The sequence below is a fragment of the Solirubrobacter soli DSM 22325 genome, assembly GCF_000423665.1.
GTDB lineage: Bacteria > Actinomycetota > Thermoleophilia > Solirubrobacterales > Solirubrobacteraceae > Solirubrobacter > Solirubrobacter soli.
Genome location: NZ_AUIK01000009.1, coordinates 530,206 through 553,642 on the forward strand (window position 1 = coordinate 530,206; position 23,437 = coordinate 553,642).

Annotated in this window: 19 protein-coding genes; 9 read left to right on the forward strand and 10 right to left on the reverse strand. The window is 71.2% G+C overall.

The features are described 5' to 3' along the window. Position 1 precedes the first annotated feature (1 nt). Positions 2 to 553, forward strand: coding sequence for a TetR/AcrR family transcriptional regulator (locus G569_RS0109655; RefSeq protein WP_028063266.1), 552 nt, complete (start codon positions 2 to 4; stop codon positions 551 to 553). On the opposite strand, the gene G569_RS0109660 is transcribed toward G569_RS0109655, so the two are convergent. After that, positions 550 to 1,386, reverse strand: coding sequence for a sigma-70 family RNA polymerase sigma factor (locus G569_RS0109660; RefSeq protein WP_028063267.1), 837 nt, complete (start codon positions 1,384 to 1,386; stop codon positions 550 to 552). The two genes, G569_RS0109655 and G569_RS0109660, sit on opposite strands and share 4 nt — an antisense overlap. Positions 1,387 to 1,464: 78 nt before the next feature. On the opposite strand from G569_RS0109660, the gene G569_RS46985 reads away from it, so the two are divergent. Beyond that, the gene (locus G569_RS46985; protein ID WP_053226106.1) at positions 1,465 to 2,853 is read left to right on the forward strand and encodes an MFS transporter; all 1,389 of its coding nucleotides are present in this window, start codon (positions 1,465 to 1,467) and stop codon (positions 2,851 to 2,853) included. On the opposite strand, the gene G569_RS46990 is transcribed toward G569_RS46985, so the two are convergent. Next, positions 2,742 to 3,809, reverse strand: coding sequence for a threonine aldolase family protein (locus tag G569_RS46990; protein WP_064750294.1), 1,068 nt, complete (start codon positions 3,807 to 3,809; stop codon positions 2,742 to 2,744). The genes G569_RS46985 and G569_RS46990 overlap by 112 nt on opposite strands. Positions 3,810 to 3,881: 72 nt before the next feature. Here G569_RS46990 and G569_RS0109675 point away from each other — a divergent pair, with 72 nt between their 5' ends. Together G569_RS0109675 and G569_RS0109680 are read left to right on the forward strand one after the other, a co-directional pair. Beyond that, positions 3,882 to 4,742 (forward strand): LysR family transcriptional regulator, encoded by an 861-nt coding sequence (locus tag G569_RS0109675; RefSeq protein ID WP_028063268.1) that lies wholly within the window; start codon positions 3,882 to 3,884, stop codon positions 4,740 to 4,742. Further along, positions 4,724 to 5,269, forward strand: a complete 546-nt coding sequence (locus tag G569_RS0109680; RefSeq protein WP_028063269.1) for a hypothetical protein — start codon at positions 4,724 to 4,726, stop codon at positions 5,267 to 5,269. The genes G569_RS0109675 and G569_RS0109680 overlap by 19 nt, the downstream gene beginning before the upstream one ends. Here the strand turns inward: G569_RS0109680 and G569_RS0109685 are convergent. After that, positions 5,266 to 6,243 carry an enolase C-terminal domain-like protein gene (locus G569_RS0109685; protein WP_037495399.1) on the reverse strand — a complete coding sequence of 326 codons (978 nt, stop codon included), beginning with the start codon at positions 6,241 to 6,243 and terminating at the stop codon, positions 5,266 to 5,268. The two genes, G569_RS0109680 and G569_RS0109685, sit on opposite strands and share 4 nt — an antisense overlap. Positions 6,244 to 6,268: 25 nt before the next feature. On the opposite strand from G569_RS0109685, the gene G569_RS57610 reads away from it, so the two are divergent. Further along, positions 6,269 to 6,616 carry a TraR/DksA family transcriptional regulator gene (locus G569_RS57610; RefSeq protein ID WP_028063271.1) on the forward strand — a complete coding sequence of 116 codons (348 nt, stop codon included), beginning with the start codon at positions 6,269 to 6,271 and terminating at the stop codon, positions 6,614 to 6,616. Here the strand turns inward: G569_RS57610 and G569_RS0109695 are convergent. Continuing rightward, the gene (locus G569_RS0109695; RefSeq protein WP_028063272.1) at positions 6,613 to 7,308 is read right to left on the reverse strand and encodes an SDR family NAD(P)-dependent oxidoreductase; all 696 of its coding nucleotides are present in this window, start codon (positions 7,306 to 7,308) and stop codon (positions 6,613 to 6,615) included. The two genes, G569_RS57610 and G569_RS0109695, sit on opposite strands and share 4 nt — an antisense overlap. Positions 7,309 to 7,386: 78 nt before the next feature. Here G569_RS0109695 and G569_RS0109700 point away from each other — a divergent pair, with 78 nt between their 5' ends. Continuing rightward, positions 7,387 to 8,349, forward strand: a complete 963-nt coding sequence (locus G569_RS0109700; RefSeq protein ID WP_028063273.1) for a sigma-70 family RNA polymerase sigma factor — start codon at positions 7,387 to 7,389, stop codon at positions 8,347 to 8,349. On the opposite strand, the gene G569_RS0109705 is transcribed toward G569_RS0109700, so the two are convergent. Continuing rightward, positions 8,318 to 8,782, reverse strand: coding sequence for a hypothetical protein (locus G569_RS0109705; protein ID WP_028063274.1), 465 nt, complete (start codon positions 8,780 to 8,782; stop codon positions 8,318 to 8,320). The genes G569_RS0109700 and G569_RS0109705 overlap by 32 nt on opposite strands. Then, the gene (locus G569_RS60480) at positions 8,779 to 10,854 is read right to left on the reverse strand and encodes an ADP-ribosylglycohydrolase family protein (RefSeq protein WP_157591923.1); all 2,076 of its coding nucleotides are present in this window, start codon (positions 10,852 to 10,854) and stop codon (positions 8,779 to 8,781) included. The genes G569_RS0109705 and G569_RS60480 overlap by 4 nt, the downstream gene beginning before the upstream one ends. 20 nt (positions 10,855 to 10,874) lie before the next feature. Between G569_RS60480 and G569_RS0109715 the strand changes: the two genes are divergently transcribed. Next, positions 10,875 to 11,354, forward strand: a complete 480-nt coding sequence (locus G569_RS0109715) for an AN1-type zinc finger domain-containing protein (RefSeq protein ID WP_028063275.1) — start codon at positions 10,875 to 10,877, stop codon at positions 11,352 to 11,354. Here G569_RS0109715 and G569_RS0109720 read toward each other — a convergent pair. The 4 genes from G569_RS0109720 to G569_RS0109735 are packed head-to-tail and all read right to left on the reverse strand — an operon-like array spanning position 11,351 to position 14,488. Continuing rightward, on the reverse strand, positions 11,351 to 12,253 hold the full coding sequence (locus tag G569_RS0109720; RefSeq protein WP_028063276.1) for a LolA-like protein: 903 nt from the start codon (positions 12,251 to 12,253) through the stop codon (positions 11,351 to 11,353). The two genes, G569_RS0109715 and G569_RS0109720, sit on opposite strands and share 4 nt — an antisense overlap. Continuing rightward, positions 12,250 to 12,744: an RNA polymerase sigma factor gene (locus tag G569_RS47005; protein WP_053226107.1), complete on the reverse strand. Its 495-nt coding sequence runs from the start codon at positions 12,742 to 12,744 to the stop codon at positions 12,250 to 12,252. Before G569_RS47005 ends, G569_RS0109720 begins: the two co-directional genes overlap by 4 nt. A 29-nt stretch (positions 12,745 to 12,773) precedes the next feature. After that, on the reverse strand, positions 12,774 to 13,544 hold the full coding sequence (locus G569_RS0109730; protein WP_028063277.1) for an ABC transporter permease: 771 nt from the start codon (positions 13,542 to 13,544) through the stop codon (positions 12,774 to 12,776). Then, positions 13,541 to 14,488: a daunorubicin resistance protein DrrA family ABC transporter ATP-binding protein gene (locus G569_RS0109735; protein WP_028063278.1), complete on the reverse strand. Its 948-nt coding sequence runs from the start codon at positions 14,486 to 14,488 to the stop codon at positions 13,541 to 13,543. The genes G569_RS0109730 and G569_RS0109735 overlap by 4 nt, the downstream gene beginning before the upstream one ends. Positions 14,489 to 14,520: 32 nt before the next feature. On the opposite strand from G569_RS0109735, the gene G569_RS0109740 reads away from it, so the two are divergent. Then, on the forward strand, positions 14,521 to 15,282 hold the full coding sequence (locus G569_RS0109740) for a TetR/AcrR family transcriptional regulator (RefSeq protein ID WP_028063279.1): 762 nt from the start codon (positions 14,521 to 14,523) through the stop codon (positions 15,280 to 15,282). A gap of 103 nt (positions 15,283 to 15,385) precedes the next feature. Next, on the forward strand, positions 15,386 to 23,398 hold the full coding sequence (locus tag G569_RS57615) for a ThuA domain-containing protein (RefSeq protein ID WP_053226108.1): 8,013 nt from the start codon (positions 15,386 to 15,388) through the stop codon (positions 23,396 to 23,398). Positions 23,399 to 23,437 lie beyond the last annotated feature (39 nt).

Genomic DNA, 23,437 nt, shown 5'->3' on the forward strand with positions numbered 1-23,437 from the left:
AATGGATTCCGATTCCACAAAGCCCCAGCTACGCGCCGACGCCCGCCGCAACCGCGAGCGGTTGATCGCGGCTGCCCGAGAGCTCTTCGCCGAGCAGGGAACCGCGGTCCCGCTGGCGGAGGTGGCCAGGGCGGCGGGGGTGGGGACCGGCACCGCGTATCGCCACTTCCCCACCCAGGACGCGCTCGTCGAGGCCACCTACCGCGAGGAGATCGCCCACCTTCGGGACGCGGCGAGCGAACTCCTGCGCGAGCGGCCGCCGGCGGACGCGCTCGCCGCCTGGCTGCACCGCGCGATCGACCACCTCGCCACCGAGCGCGGGCTCTCAGAGGCGCTGCGCGACGCGGTCGTCGGCGCGCACGCCGAGTCCCGCGTCGCGATCCTCGCCGCGCTGACCGAGCTGCTCGACGCGGCGCAGGCCGCGGGCACGGTGCGCGGCGACGTCGACGCGCGCGACGTCGCCGCCGCGCTCGGCGGCATCTTCCTGCTCGCCGAGCCCGACCGCGCGCACCGCCTGCTCGACGTGACGATCGACGGCCTGCGGACCGTTTAGCCGAGCGGCAGCGCGCGCAGACGCTCCGGGTCGGTGAGCAGGTCGATCGCCACGATCCGCCCGCCGGCGATCGTGAACGCCGCGACGGAGATGATCCGGTCGCCTTCCCGCACCACGAACCCTGGGAGCCCGCTGACGATCTCGGGACGGGCGAGCGGGGCGAGCCGCCGGAACGTGACCGCCTGCCGCGCGACGTTCTCGGCGCCGCGGGTCTCGAGCACGAGCTCGCCGCGGTCGACGCGGATGACCACGTTCGGGTCCAGGACCGAGACGAGCCGCTCGAAGTCGCCGTCGCGGGCGGCGGCGTTGAACGCGTCCACGAGCGCGCGCTGCTCGGTCAGGTCCGCATCCGGCTTGGGAACGGTCGCGCGGACGCGGCGGCGCGCTCGTGAGGCGAGCTGGCGGGCGGCGTCCGGTGTGCGCTCGACGATCGGCGCGATCTGGGAGAACGGCACCGCGAACATGTCGTGCAGGACGAACGCGAGCCGCTCGGCCGGCTCCAGCGTCTCGAGCACGACGAGGAGCGCGAGCCCGACCGAGTCGGCGAGCAGCGCCTGCTGCTCGGGTCCGTCCCCCACCACCGGCTCGGGCACGTGCACGTCGAGCGGCTCCTCGCGGCGCGCGCGGCGGGAGCGCAGCATGTCGAGCGAGATCCGGGCGACGACGGTGGTCAGCCAGCCGCTGAGGTTCTCGATCCCCTCGGCGTTGCGGCTGAGCCGCAGCCACGCCTCCTGGACGGCGTCGTCGGCCTCGCCGGTCGAGCCGAGCATCCGGTAGGCCACCGCCCGCAGCTGCGGCCGGTTGGCCTCGAAGAGGTCCGCGAGTTCGTCCATCGGTCACATCCCATCGTCGCCATTCGTCGTGTCGTTGACGAAGCGCAGCTCCCCGATGTGACCGAAGGAGGTCTCCCCATGACCGCACCCGTACCGCACGACCGCCGCTGGCAGTTGCTGGGGGTGATCGGCATCGCCCAGCTGATGGTGGTGCTCGACGTGACGATCGTGAACATCGCGCTGCCGTCGGCGCAGCAGGACCTCGGCTTCTCGGCCGACCAACGCCAGTGGGTGATCACGGCCTACGCGCTCGCGTTCGGCGGCCTGCTGCTGCTCGGCGGGCGGATCGGTGACGTGTTCGGCCGCAAGCGCGTGTTCGTCACCGGCCTGCTCGGGTTCGCGGGCGCGTCCGCGGTGGGCGGCGCGGCCACGAGCTTCGAGATGCTCGTCGCCGCCCGCGCGTGCCAGGGCGCGTTCGGCGCGCTGCTCGCGCCCGCCGCGCTCTCGCTGCTCACGACCACGTTCACCGATCCGCAGGAGCGCGGCAAGGCGTTCGCCATCTACGCCGCGATCGCGGGCATGGGCGGCGCGATCGGCCTGCTGCTCGGCGGCGCGCTGACCCAGCTGCTGGACTGGCGCTGGTGCCTGTATGTGTCGGTGGTCTTCGCGCTGCCCGCGGCAATCGTCGCGAGCCGGCTGCTCATTCACGTCCCGACGCCGAACCGCCCACGGCTCGACGTCCGCGGCGCGCTCGTCGCGTCGACCGGGCTGTTCGCGCTCGTCTTCGGCCTCTCGCGGGCGGAGACCGACGGCTGGGGCGACCCGCTCACGATCGGCTGCCTCGTCGCCTCGGCGCTGCTGCTGACGACGTTCGTGGTGCTGCAGAAGCGCACACCGCAGCCGTTGCTGCCGCTCAAGGTCGTCTCCGATCGCGACCGCGGCGCCTCGTTCATCGCGATCGCGACCGCCAGCGCGGGCCTGTTCGGGCTGTTCCTCTTCCTGACCTACTACCTGCAGCTGACCAAGGGGTTCAGCGCGTTCGAGACCGGGCTCGCGTTCCTGCCGATGAGCCTCTCGATCGCGCCCACCGTCGGCCTGGTCACCACCAAGATCCTCGCGCGGACCGGCCCGCGCCCGCTCGTCCCGACCGGGATGCTGCTCGGCGCGCTCGGCATGCTCCTGCTCACACGGCTGACGCCTGACAGCGCGTACGCGACGCATGTGCTGCCGTCGCTGATCCTGATCGGGATCGGCTTCGGGTTGACGATCGCGCCGTCGTTCGCGACCGCCACCTACGGCATCCCGCCGCGCGACGCCGGCGTCGCCTCCGCGATGGTCAACACGTCCCAGCAGATCGGCGGCTCGATCGGCGCCGCCCTGCTGAGCTCGGTCGGCGCCGGGAGCCTGACGACCGCCTACTGGTGGGCGGCGGGCCTGCTCGTGTGCGGGGCGCTGGTGACCGGCGCGCTGTTCCGGACCGACACGCGCCCGGCCGTGGCCCACGGGCCCGATCCCGTGACGGCGTAGATCGCGTCGAGGACGGTGTCGATGTCGGCGGCGCTGACATCGAGGTGGGTGACCGCGCGGAGGCGGTCGCCCACCGCGCCGATCCTCACGCCGTGGCGTTCGAGGGCGGCGAGGAAGTCGGGCGAAGGCGGCGTGAAATAGACCATGTTGGTCTCGGGCTCGGGGGTCTCGATGCCGAGAGCGTTGAGGCCGCGGGCGAGGCGCCGCGCGTTGTCATGATCGATCGCCAGGTGGATGACGTGGTGGTCGAGCGCGTGGATGCACCCGGCCGCCGCGATCCCCGCCTGGCGCAGCGCGCCGCCCAGCATGTGCTTGAGCTCCCGTGCACGAGCGATGAACGCCTCGTCGCCGGCGAGGACGGCGCCGATCGGCGCGCCGAGGCCCTTGGTGAAGCACAGCCAGACGGAGTCCACGTGCGCGCAGTACGCGTGCGCGGGGACGCCGCTCGCGACGACCGCGTTGAGCAGGCGCGCGCCGTCCATGTGGATCGGCAGGCCGACCTGGCTCAGCGCGCGCAACGTGTCGAGCGGGAGGACCGTGCCGCCCGCGAAGTTGTGGGTCTGCTCGACGCACAGCAGCGACGCGCGGGGCTCGTAGAGCGAGCCCTTGGCGGCGTGGCGCTCGACGGCCTCGGGTGTGAGCTCGTCGAGCGGCTCCATCTGCACCCGCGCGAAGACGACGGGTCCGGCGCTCTCCGAGCGCAGCAGGTGCGCGGCGCGGTGGGCGAGGACGGCGTCGCCGCTGCGCGTGTGGGCGGCGACGGCGATGATGTTCGCCATCGTCCCGCCGGGGAGGAAGAGCGCCGCGGCCTTGCCGGTGAGCGCGCAGACGCGCTCGAGCAGCTCGTTGACGGTGGGGTCCTCGCCGCGCTGCTCGTCGCCGACCTCGGCGGCGGCGATCGCGGCGCGCATCGCGGCGGTGGGGCGGGTCAGCGTGTCGCTGCGCAGGTCGATCATGCGAGTCATCGTCGGCCCGTTCGTGTGAAAGCACAAGTTGCGATTGCTGTGCTGAAGCGTAAGCTGTGCTTTGTGTTGGATGTCCGCCGGCTCCGGGTCCTGCGCCAGGTCGCCCACGAGGGGACGATCGCGAGCGCCGCGCGCTCACTGCACATGACGGGCCCGGCGGTCTCGCAACACCTGCATGCGCTGGAGCGCGAGACGGGCGCGAAGCTGCTCGAGCGCGAGGGCCGCACGCTGCGGCTGACCGCGGCGGCGCAGACGCTCGTCGCCCACACCGAGACGATCCTCGCGCAGCTCGAGCTCGCGCAGGCCGACCTCGACGCGAGCGAGGGGCGCTTCGGCGGCGAGCTGCGGGTCGCCGCGTTCCCCACCGCCGTGCGCGCCGTGCTCGCGCCGGCACTGCGCGAGTTCCCGCGGGTGCGGGTCGACGAGCTCGAGCCCGACGACGCGCTCCCGCGCCTGCGGGCGGGCGACTTCGACCTCGTGATCGCGCACGCCTACGACCGCGTGCCGCGGCGGATCGACGCGTCGCTGGAGACCGCCGAGCTGTTCGTGGAGCCGCTGTTGCTGGCGGTCGGCGGGCCCGGTGAGCGGTTGGAGGACTTCGCCGACGCGGCGTGGATCGCGCCGCCGGCGGGGATGACATGTGCGCGCGAGGTGGAGCGCGCCTGCGCGGCCGCGGGCTTCGAGCCGCAGGTCACCTCGCGGGTGCTCGGCTACGAGCAGGTGCTCGCGCTGGTCGCGGCGGGCGTGGGCGTGGCGCTGGTCCCGCAACTCGCCGCGACGGACTTGGACGGCGTCCGCTACGTCGAGGTCGACGCCCGTCGGAGCGTGTTCGCCGCCACCCGCCGCGGGTCCGCCGGCCGACCGGCACTCATGGAGTTGCGCGATGCGCTGCTTTCATCAGGGCGGTGCTCGATCGCCACCTAGGCCCGAAGGCCCTCGTCGTCGTGGTCATCTTCGCCCTGGCGCTGGCGTGGGGGCTCTCGCAGCTGATCAAGAAGGACCCCGACGAGACCGCGGGAACCGGGGGCGGTGCGGAGGTGAGCGCGACCGCCGCGCCGTGCAAGGAGGTCGCTGACCCCTTCGGCGCCCCACCCGACACGTTCGCCTACGAGAAGGTCGACGAGAAGACCCGCGCGAACACGGTCAAGGCGCTCAACCTCGACGAGGCGGGCGGCAAGGTCGAGATGCGCGCCGCGCGCCGCACCGGACTCACGCTGGGGACGCTCGTGCGGGTGCCGAGCCAGGACCCGGGCGCGTACGCCGACCAGTTGGTGGAGACCGCCAAGCGCGCCAGGGCGCCGGTCACGCAGAAGAGCGGGTACGACGTGCTGCCGCTCGCCGGCGGCTCGGTGGTCGCGGTGGGCGTGCGCGGGTGCGCGACGATCCTGATCAGCGCGCCGGACCCGTCAGCGGTGCCGTTCATCGCCGACGCGGTCTTCGCGAGCAACTAGCGCCACTCGATGCCGCTTCCCGGGTGATCCGGGATCAGCACGTGGCCGTCCTTTACCTGGACCGGGTGTCGCAGGATCGGTGCGGCGTGGTCGAGGTACTCGAGCAGGTGGGCGGTGGGCGTGACCGCGAGCAGGTGGGCGCTGATCTCGGGGAACGCGTGGCTCGAGATCGGGCGCGTCGTGCGTCGCGCCGCTTCGAGCCAGCCGGTCACGCCGCCGACCTTCTGCGCGTCGAGCATCACGTGGTCGGACACCTCCGCGACCTTCTCGATGTCGTTCGGTCCCCAGGCGTTCTCGCCGAGCTGGAGCGGGGTGCTCGTCGCGGCGCGGATGCGGGCGTGGCCGGCGTAGTCGTCGGCGCGCGTGGGCTCCTCGATCCAGTACAGGTCGAGCGCGTCGAGTCCGAGCCGCAGCGCCTGGTCGACGGTCAGGCTCTGGTTGAAGTCGACCATCAGCTGCAGGTCGCTCACGGCGGACCGCACCGCGCGGACCGCCGCCAGATCCGCGCCGGACTTCATCTTGACCGTCGTGAAGCCCTGCGCCCGCGCGGCCTCGGCCTCCTCGGCGGCGGCACTCGCGCCCATCGACCGCAGGCTCGCGTAGGCGGGGATCGGCCGCGGCTCGCCACCCAGCAGCGTGACCAGCGGGACGTCCCGCGTGCGAGCGATCGCGTCGTGGTGCGCCATGTCGATCCCGGCGATCGCGATGCCGGTAAGGCCTTGGGTACCGAGCAGCTTGAAGTGGGCGTACAGGTCGGCGTTGGCGAGCGGCTCGAGGCTGTTGATCAGCCGTGCGAGCGGCTCCATCGCCACGGGCGTGTAGGTGCGCACGTAGGCGTGGCCGGTGACGCCCTCGGTCGTGGTGACGTCGATCAGCACCAGCGGAGTCGTGCGCAGCGTGCCGGCGGCGGTCTCGACCGGCTTGGGCATCGGCACCTCGACCGCGCGGGCACGCACCGATCGGATCGCCTCCATCCCGCGTCACCCTAACTTGTTAACGATGGACGACATCCGGGCGGAGCTCGAAGCGCGCCGCGACCGGGCGCGGGCGACGATCGCCGGGCTGGCGAAGACGCCCGAGCGCGGCACGGCGCAGGGGTTCGGCAAGCGGATCGGCGACGGGACCGTCGAGGCGATCTCGCGACTCACCGACATCGGCGTCGGCGAGTCGCTGGAGCTCGGGCTCGAACGGACCGAGCGGGCGCTGGCCAAGCTCGACGAAGGGACCTATGGGCGTTGCGACGTGTGCGGCGAGGCGATCGCGCCCAAGCGGCTGGCGGCGATGCCGGACGCGGTGACGTGCGTCGCCTGCGCGTCACCGCGTGCCGGACGGTCGCGGCGGCGCTAGTCGGCGACGCCGCCCATCGTCAGGTTCACCGTGGTGCCGGTCAGCCCGCGCGCGTGGTCGGACGCGAGGAACGCGGCCGCGGTTCCCACCTCGTCGAGCGTCTGGGTGCGGCGCGGGTGGGAGGTGCTCGCGAGATAGGCCTGGAACTCCTCCCAGGTCATCCCGCGCGGCTTGTTCTCGTACACCGCGCGCATCGTGCGCGTCTCCGGCAGGCCGTGCGGGCGCAGGCCGACCACGCGGATCCCGTGCGGCGCGAGCTCGAACGACAGGTCGCGCGTGAGCTGCTCCTTGGCCGCCTGCGCCGGGCCGTAGCCGCCGTTGAGCGGCGTGGCGGTGCGGCCGGGCAACGCGCTGACGGTCATGATCACGCCCGACCGGTTCGGGATCATCCGCCGCGCGGCGAGGCGGGCGGTCAGCAGGTAGGAGGTCGTGTACGCGCTGATCGGGCGTTGGAAGCGCTCGACGTCGATCTCGGTGAACGGGATACCGACGGCGTCCGGCAGACCGATCGCGTTGAACGAGATGTCGACGCGTTCCACGGAGTCCAGGTGTGCGTCGATCGCGGCCTCGTCGAGCGCGTCGACCTGCGCGTCGATGACCGTCGCTCCCTCGTCGGCGAAGGCCTTGGCGACGGCGCCGCCGATCGCTCCACGTGCGCCGTAGATGACGGCGATCTTGTCCTGTAGCAACATGCCGGGGTAGACACCGCGACGACGGCAAATCGGGCGCGCTCAGTTCGCGCCTCCCCCGGTGTCCATACGGGAATGGAGATGACCGCCGATCTGATCTCGAAGGCGCGCGCCGGTGACGGCGACGCGTTCCGCGCGCTGACCGAGCCCCACCGGCACGAGCTGCACGTGCACTGCTACCGGATGCTCGGCTCGCTGCAGGACGCCGAGGACGCCCTGCAGGACACGCTGCTGGCCGCGTGGCGCGCCTTCGCCGCCTACAAGGGCGACGCCTCGATCCGCACGTGGCTGTACCGGATCGCCACCAACACGTGCCTGAACGCCCGCCGCGCGGCGAGCCGGCGGCCGCCGCAGGACTGGAACGTCCCCGGCGTCGACCCGCCGGAGCCGACCGGGGTCGGCGAGGTCGTCTGGCTGGAGCCGTACCCCGACGCGCTGTTCGAGGTCGAGCAGACCGAGGCGATCTCACTCGCGTTCATCACCGCGCTGCAGACGCTCCCGCCCCGCCAGGTCGCGGTGCTCGTCCTGCGCGACGTGCTCGAGTTCCATGCGAGCGAGGTGGCGGAGATGCTCGACACGACCGTCGCGTCGGTCAACAGCGCTTTGAAGCGGGCGCGGGCAGGGATGGAGCGGCGGCGCCCGGCCGCGTCGGCGTCGGCGTTCGAGGAGGAGATCGTCGCGCGGCTCGTGCCCGCCTACGAGGCCGCCGACCTCGACGCCGTCGTTGCCCTGCTCACCGACGACGTCTTCATCTCGATGCCGCCGATGCCGTTCGAGTACACCGGCCGCGCGCTCGTCGCGCGGTTCTTCGGCGCGATCTTCGGCTCGGGCCGGCGGTTCGACCTCGTCCCCACGCGGGCGAACGGGCAGCCGGCGTTCGCGACCTACCTGCGCGGCCCCGACGGCCTCAGCCACGGCGTCGGCCTGATGGTCGTCGAGGTGGGTGCCGACGGCATCAGTGCCATGATCCGCTTCGAGAAGAGCGTGCTGGCGTCGTTCGGGCTGCCGCGGACTATGCCTTCGCGGCCCGGATCGCCTCGGTGAGCGCGGCGCGGGCGGCGGGACCGTCGGGGGCGCCGAGGCCGACGTAGAACGACGCGCTCGTGCTCCCCTCCGACCCTGACGTCGGGAAGCCGTCGACCGACATGCCGTCGTCGGGCGAGATGCCCCCGATCGCGGGCAGCTCCGTGATCGAGGCGGCATCGAGGCGGGCGTGCAGCGCGGCGGTGCCGCGCTTCTCGCCGTAAGTTGCGACGAGGATGTCCTTCGCGCCGATCACGAGCGCGGTCTGGTGCTCTTTGTCGGGGTCGCCGCCGAAGAGCCGCTTCTTCAGCCGCTTGCTGTGGGTGAGGTAGGCGGGCGCGTCGTCGGCCACGGTCAGCAGCAGGGCCTCGGCCTTGGCCTTGATCGCGCCGCGGATCGGCTCGGGCAGCGTGGCGAGCGTCGCGGTCGTGGTGGAACGGTCGTAGTCGCTCATCGCGGCGCGAAGGTATACACGTCGCGCAGCCGGAGGAGCCTGTCGCGGTTCGCGCCGAGGTAGGCGGGGTCCCAGAGGTCGCGGTCGGGCTCGGGGAAGTTCACGTACACGCCGATGGCGCCTTCCGGGAACTCGACCGGGCGCTTGCCGGCGATCTTCAGGAGGAAGCGGGCGTCGCGATGCGGGAACGTCGGGCTGCGGGCGTAGGCGCCGCCGAGCGGGGAGAAGTCGTACTCGAGGTCCGGGTCGATCGGCGTGTCGATCGCGTGGGTGAAGAAGCCGGAGCGGTGGTGCGGGAGGTCCTCGCCGTCGCCGGGACCGGTCTCGGCGAGGCGGTGCTTCAGCGCTCGGTACGGCAGCGTTTCGAGGTGCGGTGATCCGCCGAACGGAGCGAGCAGCGTCGCGGCCTGTCCGGCGCTGCCCACGTGGGCGCCGAACACGTGGGCGCGGCCTTTGATGATCAGCAGGCTCGCGGCGAGCTCGGGCGGGGCGTCGAGGTGCATCCAGGTGTGCAGCGCGGTCCGAGCATCCTCGAGCTCCATATGGATCGCGGTCGCCGTGGGCGCTTGAACCGTCTTGAGCGTGAGCTCCGTGACGACGCCGAACCGCGCCCCGCCCGCGCCTTTGAGCGCCCAGAGGAGGTCGTCGTCGGCGTCGACGATCTCGCCGCTGCGCAGCACCACCGTCGCGGCGACGAGCTGATCGCACGTGAAGCCGTGCAGCCGGCCGAGGATGCCGATCCCGCCGCCGAGCGTCAGGCCCGCGATGCCGACGGTCGGGCCGCACCCGCCCGCGATCGTCCGCCCGTAGGGCTCGAGCGCGTCGTAGATCTCGCCCAGCCTCGCCCCGGCGCCGACGGTCACGGTGTCCTCGTCGACCCGGATCGCGTGCATCGGGCGGGTGTCGATCAGCACGCCGGTGGTCGACGAGCGGCCGGCGAAGTCGTGGCCGCCGCTGCGGACGGCGAACGGACCGCCGAGCCGCAATGCCGCAGCGACGTCGTGCGGCGTGGCGCACTCGGCGATCGTCGCAGGCTTGATGTGCTCGAACCGCGCGATCGCGGGACGGGCGACGTCGAGGTCGTACAGCGCGTCCGCCATCGCGACGATCTCGTCATGGCGATGCAGCCGGTCGCGCCACTTGGCCGGGATGCCGTCGAGACCGTGGATCGCGCCGGCGAGCTGGCCGTAGATCGCGGCGGTCGTGTCCGCGTCGTCGCCGAGGTTGACCGCGGCGAGGACGCCGGCCTCGAACGTCGCGGTGGTCCGCAGCGCCCACAGCGCGGCCTCGAGCGCGTCGACGACGTACCCGCCGCCGCGCACCTCGGGCGGCTCGCGCGTCGAGGCGAGCGCCGCCGCCACCCGCGGGTGCCGCGCGACCCCAGCGCCGCCGGCGGCGCCCACGCCGCCCGCGCCCACGCCCGCCGCGCTCGCGTCGGCCGCGGCCACGCCGGCCGCGCCCGCGCCGGCCGCGCCCGCGCCGGCCGCGCCCGCGCCGGCCGCCCCCGCGCCGGCCGCGGCCGGCCATCGTCCCTCGAGCGCGCACACGAGCAGCGCGGCGAAGGCGCGCGAGGCGTCGACCGCCTCCGCCGCGCCATGCGTCGTGCGTGCGCTCTCGCCCGCGAAGCGGATCGCGTCCTCCGGCTTGGACGCGTACGCCATCGCGACCGGCGCGAGCTTCATCAGCGGGCCGTTGCCGGCGGCGTTCGGCGCGGCGTCGCCGGGGAACGGCTCGCCGGTCTGCTCGAAGCGGTGCAGCGCCGCGCGGGTCGCGTTGCCGATGTCGAAGCAGCGGCCGGTGCTCGACCAGTGACCCTCGCGGTACCACCGCACGTAGCGCTGCAATTGATCGACAGGGTCGAACGTGCGCCGCTCGACCAGCGACTCCGCGAGGCAGAGCGCCATCGACGTGTCGTCCGTCCACGCCCCCACGGGCAGGTTGAACGGGCCACCGCCGACCATGTCGGCGACCGGGGCGAACGTGCCCGGCGGCTTGAACTCCACCGTCGTCCCGACCGCGTCTCCGACGGCCAGCCCCACCAGTGCTCCCCGGAACCGATCTCGACGCGTCATCTGCGTCAGCATGGCGCACCGTGGACAGCTTGCTCGACGTGATGCTCGAGGCTCGCCGCCTCACGGCACCGTGGGACGACGACCTGCGAGACGAGCTCGACGGTCACATCGCCGAACTGCGCGCCGGCCGCGGCGACACCCGCTCGATGAACATCCTGTTCCTCCCGACCGGCCCGCTCCAAGAGCTCAGCCTCGACAGCGGGTGGGGCGACGAGTTCGTCGCGCTCGCCGACCGGTTCGACCTCGCCCGCTGCGTCCACGACGGCCGCGCCGTCCACCTCTGCGAGCTGTGCGGCGCACAGGCCGCGAAGCTCACCTGCGCCGCCGGCGAGCTCCGCCGCGAGACCTTCACGGGCGTGCTCACGCAGCGCGAGACCCCGGCGGTCCGCGCCGCGATCGCCGACGCCGCCGCCCTGTACGCCCTCGACCCCGAGCTCGCCCCGTTCCACTGCCCCGAGTGCCGCCGCACCTACTGCGGCGACCATCGACAGCGGCACTAGCGCGACAGCTTGAGCAAGCCGAGGTTCGCGGGCGTCAGCGGGAGCCGTTCGTACGTCTTGAAGTTCACCCGGAAGCCGCGCATCGGGGCCAGCTTGCCGTTCTTGGGTTGGTACGGGCGCTGGTCGACGCGGACCGGCTCGTAGGACTCCGGGTCCACGAGGTACTCGACGCGGACCTCCGGCGTGGTGAACCCGCTCTTGAGCTTCTTGGAGGGGATCGTGCCGCGCAGGGTCAGCAGCTTGCGGCCGTCGACCACGGTCTCGCCCGCGGGCTGGAGCTGCTTGTCGGCCAAGAGGGCGCGGATGTCGGCGACCGGGTCCGTGCCGGTTGCGCCCAGCATCGGCGGCGGCGAGTCGGTGTTCTCGCGGAAGCGCTTGGGCACTCGGAAGGTGTGGACGCCGCCCTTCATCCACGTCGCTTCGAAGTGGTAGACGCCGTCGGCGTACTCGGTCTGCTGGACGCCGTCCGCGCCGCCGTCGGCGGCGAAGATGGTGTTGATGATGTGCTCGCGCCGCGGGCTCTGGGCCGTCCAGCGCTCGGTCTGCAAGTCGCTGTAGCCGAAGCGCTTCGGCTTGCGAGAGAACTGGTACTTGCGACGGGCGGCGGGAACGCCGTTGCGGTCGAGTTGCTGGAACGTGTAGACCGTGTGCACCACGGCGCCGTCGGACGCGAGCGCCTCGCTGGCCTCGGCGACGACGTCGCGCGAGGGGGAGCCGGCGATGATCGCCACCGCGGCGGCGAGCCCGCCCACGGCGGCGAGCCCGGCAAGGAGCGGTCGGCGCCGCGCCCGCCGGACCGGGGCCGGCTCGAGCCGGCCGAGCATCCACTCGACGGGCGGGGCCTCCGGCTCGACCACCACTGGGTCGGCCGCGCGCAGACGTTCCAGGACGTCGGTCATGACGGTTCCTCCAAGGCTTTGGCGAGGCGTTTGCGCGCGCGGTGCAGGCGGACGTGGAACGTCGCGGCCGAGCACCCGGCGGCGCGTGCGGCGCGGTCGGCCGACAATCCTTCCCACGCGGTGAGCTGGAGGGCTTCGCGGTCGATCGGCTTCAGCGAGGCGAGCGCCTCGCGCAGGCGGGGGTCCGGGGCGTCGGCGTCGGCCGGGAGCGGCGGCTCCGCGGCGAGCCGCGCCGATAATGCCGCCTGCCGGCGCTCCGAGCGGGCGCGGTTGCGGAGCACGTTGCCCGCGACCGCGTACAGCCACGGAAGCGCGTCGGCGGGGACGTCGGCGCGCCGCCGCCAGGCGACGAGGAACGTCTCGGCGAGCACGTCCTCCGCGGCCTCCGGACCGATCCGCCGGCGCGCGTACCCCAGGACCGCGCCGGCGTGCGCCTCATACAGCGCGACGAAGCGCTGGTCAGGCGGCGCGGATTCGATGGACAGGACCATGCCTGCATCTGTCCGGCCGCCCTCGACCCTTACCGGCTCAGCGCCCGATAGCGCGCGACCGCCAGCGGGAAGAAGACCGCGCTCAGCACCAACGGCCACGCCACCGCCAGCTCCAACGCGTGCGTCGCCGCCCACGAGTCCCCGCCCCACCCGGGATTCCCGAACAGCTCCCGCGTCGCCGCGACCGTCGCCGACAGCGGATTGACCTCGGCGATCGCGCCCACCCACCCGGGCATTGTCGCCGGATCGCTGAACGCGTTGGAGAGAAAGGCGAGCGGCCAGACGAGGATCTGCACGGCGACCACGGCCTCCGGCTTCCCCGCGACCAGCCCGAGGTACAAGCCGAGCCAGATCGTCGCGAACCGCAGCCAGAGCAACAGCGCGACGGCGGCAAGCGCGTTCGCCAGGCCGTCATGCCAGCTCCATCCGATCGCAAGCCCGCAGGCCATCAGCACCACGAGCCCGGCGACCGCGGTCAAGAGATCGGCGACCCCGCGGCCCGCGACCGGAGCCGACCCCGCCATCGGCAGCGAGCGGAACCGGTCGGTGATGCCGCGCCCCGCGTCGGTCACGATCGCGGTCATCGTCCCCTCCAGCCCGAAAACGCACCCGAGCGCGAGCAGCCCCGGCACGAGGATCTCCGGATACGACGGGCCGTACCCGCCCCGCAGCAGGTAGGCGAACATCAGCAGCATCAGGATCGGGAACGCGAGCCCGACCAGCAGCACGAACGGCTGCCGCACCAGGTGCTGCAGGGCGCGCAGCGTGATCGTCCAGGTGTCCGCGACGACCCACCTCATGCCGGCCGCTCCGAGGCGGCCGCGCGCGGCGAGGGCGGGGCCGTGAGCTCCAGGAACACCTCGTCGAGCGTCGGGCGGCGCAGCGTCACGTCCTCGGCGTCGTCGCCGAGCTCTCGCACCACCGCGCCGAGCGTCGCGATCCGGTCGCGCACCGGCGCGCTCACCCGCCGCGCGTCCACATCGACCTCGGCGCCGGCTCCCAGCACCGCCCTCGCGCGTTCCAGCGACACCGCGTCGCGCACGACCACTTCGATCCAATCAGCGCGCACCGACGCCTTCAACGCGGCGGGGGTGTCGGACGCGATCACGCGCCCGCGATCGATCACGGTGACGACGTCCGACAACTGATCGGCCTCCTCGAGCATCTGGGTCGTCAACACCACGGTTGTCCCTTCGCTGACCAGCGCGCGCACCGCGGCCCAGACCTCGCCCCGCCCACGCGGGTCGAGCCCCGTCGTCGGCTCGTCGAGGAACAGGACCGGCGGAGACAGGATCAATCCGGCCGCGAGGTCGAGCCGCCGCCGCATCCCGCCCGAGTAGGACGACACCGGCCGATCGCGTGCGTCGGTCAGGCCGAACTGCGACAGCAACTCGTCCGCCCGCGCCCGGGCCCGGCGCACGCCGAGGTGGAAGAGTCGCCCGAACAGGACCAGGTTCTGCCGCCCGGAGAGCACCTCGTCGACCGCGGCGTGCTGGCCGACGAGCCCGATCCGCCGCCGCACGCCCACCGGGTCGCGCGCCACGTCGCACCCCGCGACGACGGCGCGCCCCGCGTCCATCCGCAGCAGCGTGGTCAACACCCGCACGGCGGTCGTCTTCCCTGCGCCGTTGGGCCCGAGCAGCCCGCACACCCTCCCGGCCGGCACCACCAGTGACAACCCGTCCAACGCGGCCACGTCACCGAATCGCTTGGACAAATCCGAGGCCTCTACTCCGTACGCCATACGGGATAGCGTACATGATACGGAGTACACCCATGACGGAGTACGGCGGAAGCGGCGACCCCCAACGCAGCCTCGAGCTCCTCTGGCGCGCGCGCACCCCACCGACCAAGGGGCCGAAGCCGCGGCTCGACCTCGACCGGATCGTCAACGCCGCGATCGAGGTCGCCGACGCGGAGGGCCTCGGCACGCTCTCGATGCGCAAGGTCGCCGAGCAGCTGGGGGTCGGGACGATGTCCCTCTACACGTACGTGCCGGGCAAGTCTGAGCTGATCGACCTGATGTTCGACCAGGCCGTCGCGGGACCCAACGAAGAGGTCGAGGGGACCTGGCGGGAGCGGCTCGAGCAGGTCGCCCACGAGAACTGGTGGCGCTATCACCGTCACCCCTGGCTGCTCGAGATCACGATGGTCCGCCCGGTCCTGGGGCCGAACGTGATCGCGCGCTACGACCACGAGCTCCGGGTGGTCGACGGCATCGGGCTGACCGACGTCGAGATGGACGCCGTCATCAGCCTGCTCGCCGGCCACGTCGAGGGCGCGGCCCGCCGCGCGCTCGAGTCCGCCCACGCCGAGCGACGAACGGGCCAGAGCGACGAGGCCTGGTGGGCTGAGCGGGCCCCGCTCCTCGAAACACTCCTCGAACCTGAGCGCTATCCCACCGCTATGAGGGTCGGTGGAGCGGCCGGTGAGGAGCACAACGCCGCGTTCGCACCCGAGCATTCCTTCGAGTTCGGTCTGCAGCGAATCCTCGATGGGGTTCAAGCGCTGGTGGAAGGCCGGTCTTCGGTCGGCTGACGGCAAATCTTGTTGACGAAGTGTCGATTCCCGCTGGACTTTATTTCTCTCATTTGAAATAAGTCCGGAGGTCGGAGGAATCAAACGGAGGAGAGCCGTTTTCATGCGCACGCTGCGTTCTGCGCTGCTCGCACTCGCCGTCGCCCTTGTGGCCGGCGCCCTGGGGACCGGAACCGCCCTGGCTGACACCGTGGTGATCGACGCGGTCGACGCACCTGTACCGGCGTTCTCGCCCCCCAACGTCACGATCCACAAGGGGGACACTGTCCGCTTCGAGTTCGATGGTGCGACGGCGACCCACACGGTCACGTCGACCAGTGCGAACTGGACGAGCAACGAGGTCAAAGCTCCCAACGAGGCGCCGATCTCGCGCACGTTCGACACCGCCGGCACGTACACGTTCATCTGCGCTCTGCACAGCGGGATGGGCGGGTCGATCACGGTCTCCGACACCCCGGCGAACACGCTCTCCAAGGTGCTCGTGTTCTCCAAGACCGCGGGCTTCCGCCACGACTCGATCCCGCAGGGCATCGCGGCGATCCAGGCGCTCGGCGCCGCCAACGGCTTCACGGTCACGGCGACCGAGGACGCGGCGCAGTTCACCAGCGCCAACCTGGCGCAGTACGACGTCGTGGTCTTCCTCTCCACGACCGGCGACGTCCTCAACGACGCCCAGCAGACCGCCTTCGAGAACTACATGAAGGCGGGCGGCGGCTTCGCGGGCATCCACGCGGCATCCGACACCGAGTACACGTGGCCCTACTACGGGCAGATGCTCGGCGCGTACTTCCGCAACCACCCGTCCGGCACGCCCACCGCGACGGTCAAGGTCGAGGACGCCGACGAGCCGTCGACCCAGGGCCTTCCGGCCTCCGAGGTGCGCACGGACGAGTGGTACAACTTCCAGCCGCCGACGAACCCCGTGGTCGGTGGCAACCAGCCCGGCATCCAGGACTACTCGCCCCGCGCGAGCGGCGTCCACGTCCTGATGACGATCGACGAGTCGACCTATGACGAGGCCGACGACTCCGCCGAGGCCGACGATCACCCGATCAGCTGGTGCACGAACTTCGACGGCGGCCGCGCGTGGTACACCGCGCAGGGCCACACGCAGGCGTCGTTCTCCGAGCCGAACATCCGCGCCCACATCCTCGGCGGCCTGAAGACCGCCGCCGGCGTCGGCAACGCCGACTGCGGCCCGATGCGTCAGGCCCCACCGGTCGCGAGCGACTTCGAGGTCCGCGCGATCGACGACGACACCGAGAGCCCGATGGAGCTCGCCGTCGCCAAGGACGGCCGCGTGTTCTACGTCGAGCGGATCACCGGCGAGGTCAACGTCATCAAGCCGGACGGCACGGTGCTGACCACCGGCCGCATCCCGGTCTCCAGCGTGCAGGAGAACGGCCTCCTCGGCATCGCCCTGGACCCGAACTTCGACACCAACCACAACATCTTCGTCGCCTACACGCCGCTGCCGGACTCCTCGACCGAGACCCGGATCGCGCGCTACACGCTCAACGGCGACACGCTGGACATGGCCTCGCAGAAGGTCATCTTCCAGATGCAGAACCAGCGCACGGAGTGCTGCCACTCGTCCGGCTCGCTGGCCTTCGGCAAGGACGGCAGCCTGTACCTGTCGACGGGCGACAACACGAACCCGTTCGCGTCCGACGGCTACAACCCGATCGACGAGCGCCCCGGCCGCGCCTTCTGGGACGCGCAGCGCACGTCGGCCAACACGAACTCCTACAGCGGCAAGATCCTGCGCATCGTCCCGCTCGCGAACCCGACCGCCCCGGGCGTCGGCACGGGCTACACGATCCCGACGGGCAACCTCTTCAACGAGGCCGACGACACGCAGAACAAGACCCTGCCCGAGATCTTCGCGATGGGCTTCCGCAACCCGTTCCGGATCACGGTCGACCCGATCTCCGGCAAGGTGCTGATGGGTGACTACGGCCCGGACGCGAGCGCGACGAACCCGAACCGCGGCCCGCAGGGCACGGTCGAGTACAACGTCGTCACGCCCGGCTTCTATGGCTGGCCGTACTGCATCCGCGACAACGTCGCCTACAACGACTACGACTTCGCCACCAGCACGTCCGGGGCGAAGTTCAACTGCGCGGCGCCGGTCAACAACTCGCCCAACAACACGGGCCTGACCAACCTGCCGCCCGCCAAGCCCGCGATCATGTGGATGGGCTACAGCGAGACGGACACGCGCAATCCGGGCCTCGGCCCGGGCGGCGCCCCGACCGGCGGCCCGCGGTACAAGTTCGACGCCAACCTGAACTCGGACACCAAGTTCCCGGCGTTCTACGACAAGCAGTGGTTCATCGGCGAGTGGAACAGCGGCTGGATCAAGACGGCGAACCTGAACTCGGACGAGTCGGCCGTCACCAACGTCGCCAACTCGCCGTGGATGACCACGTTCAAGCGCGTCCACGAGATGGAGTTCGGGCCTGACGGCTCGCTCTACGTCATCGACTGGGGCGGCGGCTTCAACGGCAACAACGCCGACTCCGGCGTCTTCCGGATCGACTACGTCAAGGGCGCGAGGAGGCCGATCGCCCACGCGGCGGTCGACAAGGACAACGGCCCCGTCCCGCTGACGGTCCAGTTCTCGAGCACCGGCTCGGTCGACCCCGAGGGCACCTCGCTCACCTACGCGTGGGACTTCGACGGCAACGGCACGACCGACTCGACGGCCGCGAACCCGACGCACACCTACACGACCGCCGGCAACTACAACGTCAAGCTGACGGTCACCGATCAGGACGGCATGGCCGGCACCGACACGCTCGTCGTGGTCGCGGGCAACACCCGCCCGACGGTCAAGCTCGACTTCCCGGAGGACGGCAAGTTCGCCGACTTCGGCGACACGATCGCCTACAAGATCACCGTCACCGACCCCGAGGACGGCACGATCGACTGCTCGAAGGTCTCGCTGAACCTCCAGCTCGGCCATGACGAGCACGCCCACCCGCTGTCGACCAAGGCCGGCTGCGAGGGCACGGTCACGACCGCCTCGGACTCGGGCCACGACCCGAACATGAACATCTTCACGTCGATCGTGGCGACGTACACCGACAAGGGCAACGGCAACGCCCAGGCCCTGACCGGCATGGACGACGTGGTCCTGCACACCCGCAAGAAGCGGGCTGAGCACAACAACGGCACCGGCCGCGTGGCCGGCTCGACCGCCGGCGGCGACCCGGGCGTCCAGGAGGAGGCCACGCAGGACGTCGGCGGCGGCAACAACGTCGGGTTCATCGAGAACGGCGACTACATCTACTTCAACCGGATGAACTTCGAGGACATCAACAAGATCGACTTCCGCGTGGCGTCCGGTGGCGCCGGCGGCAAGATCGAGCTGCGGATGGACTCCCCGACGGGCGCGACGTTCGCCTCGGCCGACGTGGCCCCGACGGGCGGCTGGCAGAACTGGGTGACGGTCTCCGCGCCGATCACCAACCCGCCGCAGGGCACGCACGTGCTCTACATCGTGTTCACGCACCCCACCGACGGCGGCGGCCTGATGAACCTCAACTGGTTCCAGGTCCACGGCAAGGGCGCGGCGATCTCGGCTCCGCCCGAGGTGTCCGCCACGGCCACGCCGGCGAGCGGCCAGGCGCCGCTGCAGGTGAAGTTCGACGCCACGGCGACCGACCCCGAGGGCGAGGCGCTGACGTACGCGTGGGACTTCGGCGTGACCGGCACCAACACGGACACCTCGACCCAGGAGGACCCGACGTACACGTACGTGAACGCGGGCACCTACACGGCCAAGGTCACCGTGACCGACGCGCAGGGCATCAAGGCGTCGACGACCGTCGACGTCCGCGTGACCGGCGCGCCCAACCAGTGCGACCACAACGCCAAGTCGGACGAGTTCAACGGCTCGAGCCTGGATCTCAACCGCTGGACGGTGCGGCGCAGCTTCGACAACTTCACCGTGACCAACGGTGAGCTCGTCCTGCCGATCGACAACGGCTCGATCTACCAGGGCGGCACCAGCGCCGGCAACATCATCACGCAGCCGACGCCGAGCGGCGTCTGGACCGTCACCGCGAAGGTCCGCGTCGCCGAGCTCAACCAGAACTACCAGCAGGCCGGCCTGCGCGTGTACTCCGACGACGACAACTGGGCGTCGGTGCACATGATCTCCGCGGGCGGCACCCGGACGTTCGAGTTCATCTACGAGAACGCCGGCAACCCGCGCAACACCGCGGCCGACAACGTCGGCCCGTTGCCCGAGACCGCTCCGCTCTCCTACTACGTGCGGATCCACTCGGACGGCACGAACCTGACGGCGTTCTACTCGTTCGACGGGGACACGTTCACGCCCGTCGGCCAGCCGGCGCCGCTGAGCACGTTCTCCAACCCGCAGATCGGCCCGGTCGCGCTGAGCGACCAGGCGGCCAACAAGCCGAACTCGTACTTCGACTGGATCCACTTCGACCCGGACGTTCCGGCCGGCGGTGGCTCGACCCAGCTCGACGAGTTCAACGGCACCGACATCGCGACCCCGCCGTGGGACGTGGTGCGCCGCGACCAGGGGATGACGGTCGGCAGCGGCGCGCTGCACATCCCGGCCGCGCCCGGTGACATCTACGGCGATAAGAACGACGCCAAGAACATCGTGCTGCGCGCCGCGCCCACGGGGGCCTGGACCGCCACCACGAAGGTCGCCTTCGAGGGCGACAACCAGTGGCAGCAGGCGGGCATGATCCTCTACACCGACGACGGCAACTTCGTGAAGTTCGGCCGCATCGCGACCGAGAACGGGACCGGCGTCGAGAAGTTCGAGTTCATCCTCGAGACGAACGGGACCCCGCGCAACGACGCGGCGGACTCCACGGCGAACCTCGCCGCGAACTTCCCGAAGGACTACTACCTGCGCATGGTGTCCGACGGCACCAACGTGACGGGCGCGTACTCGACCGACGGCACGACCTGGACCCCGGTCGGCCGCGCGGCGGCCATCCCGGCCGGGGCGAAGATCGGCATGTTCGCCTTCAACAACGCCGCGGCGGCCTCGCCGGTCGCCGACTTCGACTGGTTCCGCCTCGAGAGCGCGAGCGGTGGCGGCGGAGGCACGCCGTCCGGCTCGAACCGCAGCGACGACTTCTCCGGCACGTCGCTGGACAAGTCGCGCTGGAACGCGATCGTGCGCGACAACCCGGAGAAGTACGCCGTCGGCGGCGGCAACCTGACGATCACCACCGAGCTCGGCGACATCTACACGGGTGACACCAACCCGCCGCCGAACAACTTCATCCTCCAGTCGGCCGACCATGCCGGCGCGGACTGGGAGATCGAGACCAAGCTGTCCGGCACGATCACCGACGGCTATTCCCAGGGCGGCCTGATCGCCTACAAGGACGGCGACAACTACGTCAAGTTCGACGCGATCTCCGACACCGGCAACACGCGGATCAACCGCATCGAGCTGCGGTCGGAGGTCGGCGGGGCCGTCCAGAACCCGCAGAACAACATCGACGTGCCCGCGGGTACGACGAACATCTGGCTGCGCCTGAAGAAGGCCGGCACGAATTACACCGCCCAGCACTCCTTCGACGGGACGACCTGGGTCGACTCGGCCGCGGTGCCGAACGCGATGACGACCCCGGCCTTCGGCCTGTTCGCCTTCGGGCCGCAGGCGGCGGGCGTGGGCGACACGATGTCGTTCGACTACTTCCTGCTCGACGGCAAGCAGCCTGGCGGCGGCAGCGGGTGCGACTGCACCGGCCCGGGCGATGACTTCGACGGGACCGCGCTCGACACCGAGAAGTGGAACAAGATCGTCCGGCCCGACGCGTCGAAGATCGCGTTCGCGGACGGCGACCTGAAGGTCACCACGGTCCTCGGCGACATCTACACCAACGGCGATCCGTCCGGGACGCGGAACTTCCTGCTGCAGTCCGCGGACCACATCGGCAAGGACAACTACGTCCTCGAGACCAAGGTCGACGTCTCGCAGCTCAACGGCGGGTACGCCCAGGGCGGCATCCTGGTCCGCGCCGACGACGACAACTACATCAAGTTCGACGCGATCTCCGACGTCAACAACACGAAGTTCAACCGCATCGAGCTGCGCTCCGAGCAGGCGGGTGTGATCCAGAACCCGCAGCCCGAGGTCAACTCCGGGTTCCCGGCCGTCGTCAACGACGTGTGGCTGCGTCTGACCAAGACCGGGACGACCTACAAGGGCGAGTGGTCGCTCGACGGCTCCACGTGGACCGCGATGGCCAACGAGGTCAGCAACACCATGGTCAACCCGGACTTCGGCCTCTTCACGCTCGGCGTGCAGATCGCCGATCGCGTCGTCGGCTTCGAGTACTTCAAGGTCGACGGCTCCACCGGCTGCCCGCCGGTGGATGAGAACCACGCGCCGCTGGTCACCGAGATCTCGGCGACGCCGTCCACCGGGTTCGCCCCGCTGCCGGTCAACTTCGCCGTCACCGCCTCTGACGAGGATGGCGACAACCTGACCTACAGCTGGGACTTCGGTGACGGCAGCGCGGCCTCGACCACCGAGGACCCGTCGCACACCTACACCGCGGCGGGCACGTACACCGCGAAGGTGACGGTGTCCGACGGCGAGGACCAGACCACGCGCTCGGTCACGGTCAACGTGTTCGGGCCCGACCAGGGCGGCGACCGGTTCCGTGTGCTCGTCTTCTCCAAGACGACGGGCTTCCGCCACGACTCGATCCCGGCCGGTATCGCCGCGATCAAGAAGCTGGGCACGGACAACCACTTCGGTGTCGACGCGTCCGAGGACTCGGCCGCGGTGTTCACCGACAGCTTCCTGAGCCACTACGACGCCGTGGTCTTCCTCTCGACCACGGGCGACCCGCTCAACGACACCCAGCAGGCGGCGTTCGAGCGCTACATCAGGGGCGGCGGTGGCTACGTGGGCATCCACGCGGCCGCTGACACCGAGTACACGTGGACCTGGTACGGCAAGCTGGTGGGCGCGTACTTCCGCAACCACCCGGCCGGCACGCCGACCGCGACGGTCCACATCGAGGACACCGACGACCACTCGACGAGCGGGCTCCCGAACCCGTGGGAGCGCGTGGACGAGTGGTACAACTACCAGAAGCCCGACGGGGCGGTCGTCGGCGGCGGCGGGGACGACTACTCGCCGCGTGCCGGCGGTGTCCACGTGCTCGCGACGGTCGACGAGTCGACCTACGGCGAGGACGACGGCAACACCACGGATGACGACCATCCGATCTCGTGGTGCCACGCGTATGACGGCGGCCGCTCGTGGTACACGGGCATGGGTCACACCCAGGCCTCCTTCGCCGAGGCGCCGTACCTGAAGCACCTGCTGGGGGGCATCGAGATCGCGGCGAACGCCGTGGCCGACGCCGACTGCGGCAGCACCGGCGGTGGGGCGGGCAACCACGCCCCGACGGTCGAGGCACAGCGCAACCCGAGCGGTGACGTCGGTGTCGGCGACCCGGTCGCGTTCACCGCGCAGGGAGCGGACGCCGACGGCGACACGCTCACCTACGCGTGGGACTTCGGCGACGGCGGCACCGCGTCCACCAAGGACGCGATGCACACCTACACCACGGCCGGCGTGTTCCACGCGAAGGTCACCGTCACCGACGGCCACGGCGGCACGGTGTCCAAGCTCCTGCAGGTCAACGTGCAGCCCGCAGGTGACAACAGCGAGGACGTCGGCGTCGGCGGTCTCGTGCCGGGCGTCCTCGCGCTCGAGATCACCGGCTCGGCCAACTTCGGGACGTTCCAGCCGGGCGTCGCGAAGGACTACACGGCCAGCCTCGCCGGCAAGGTCACCACGTCCGCCACGGCGGCCGAGTTGACCGTGCGCGACGACAGCACGAACCACACCGGTCACCTCGTCAACGGCGCGTCGTTCCTGGCGCAGCCGCTGCAGGTGAAGGCGAACGACGGGGCGTACAAGCCACTGAGCGAGACGCCCGGGACGCGGGTCAGCCTGACCGCGTTCCCGACGCCGGTCAGCCTCCAGCCGCTGACGATCGGCTTCAAGCAGTCGATCGGGGCGGGCGAGTCGCTGCTGCGCGGCGGCTACGCCAAGACGGTGACGTTCACGCTCTCGGCGACGACGCCGTAATTGAGCGGTCTACTCTCGCCCGGCCGCCTGCGCGCGGCC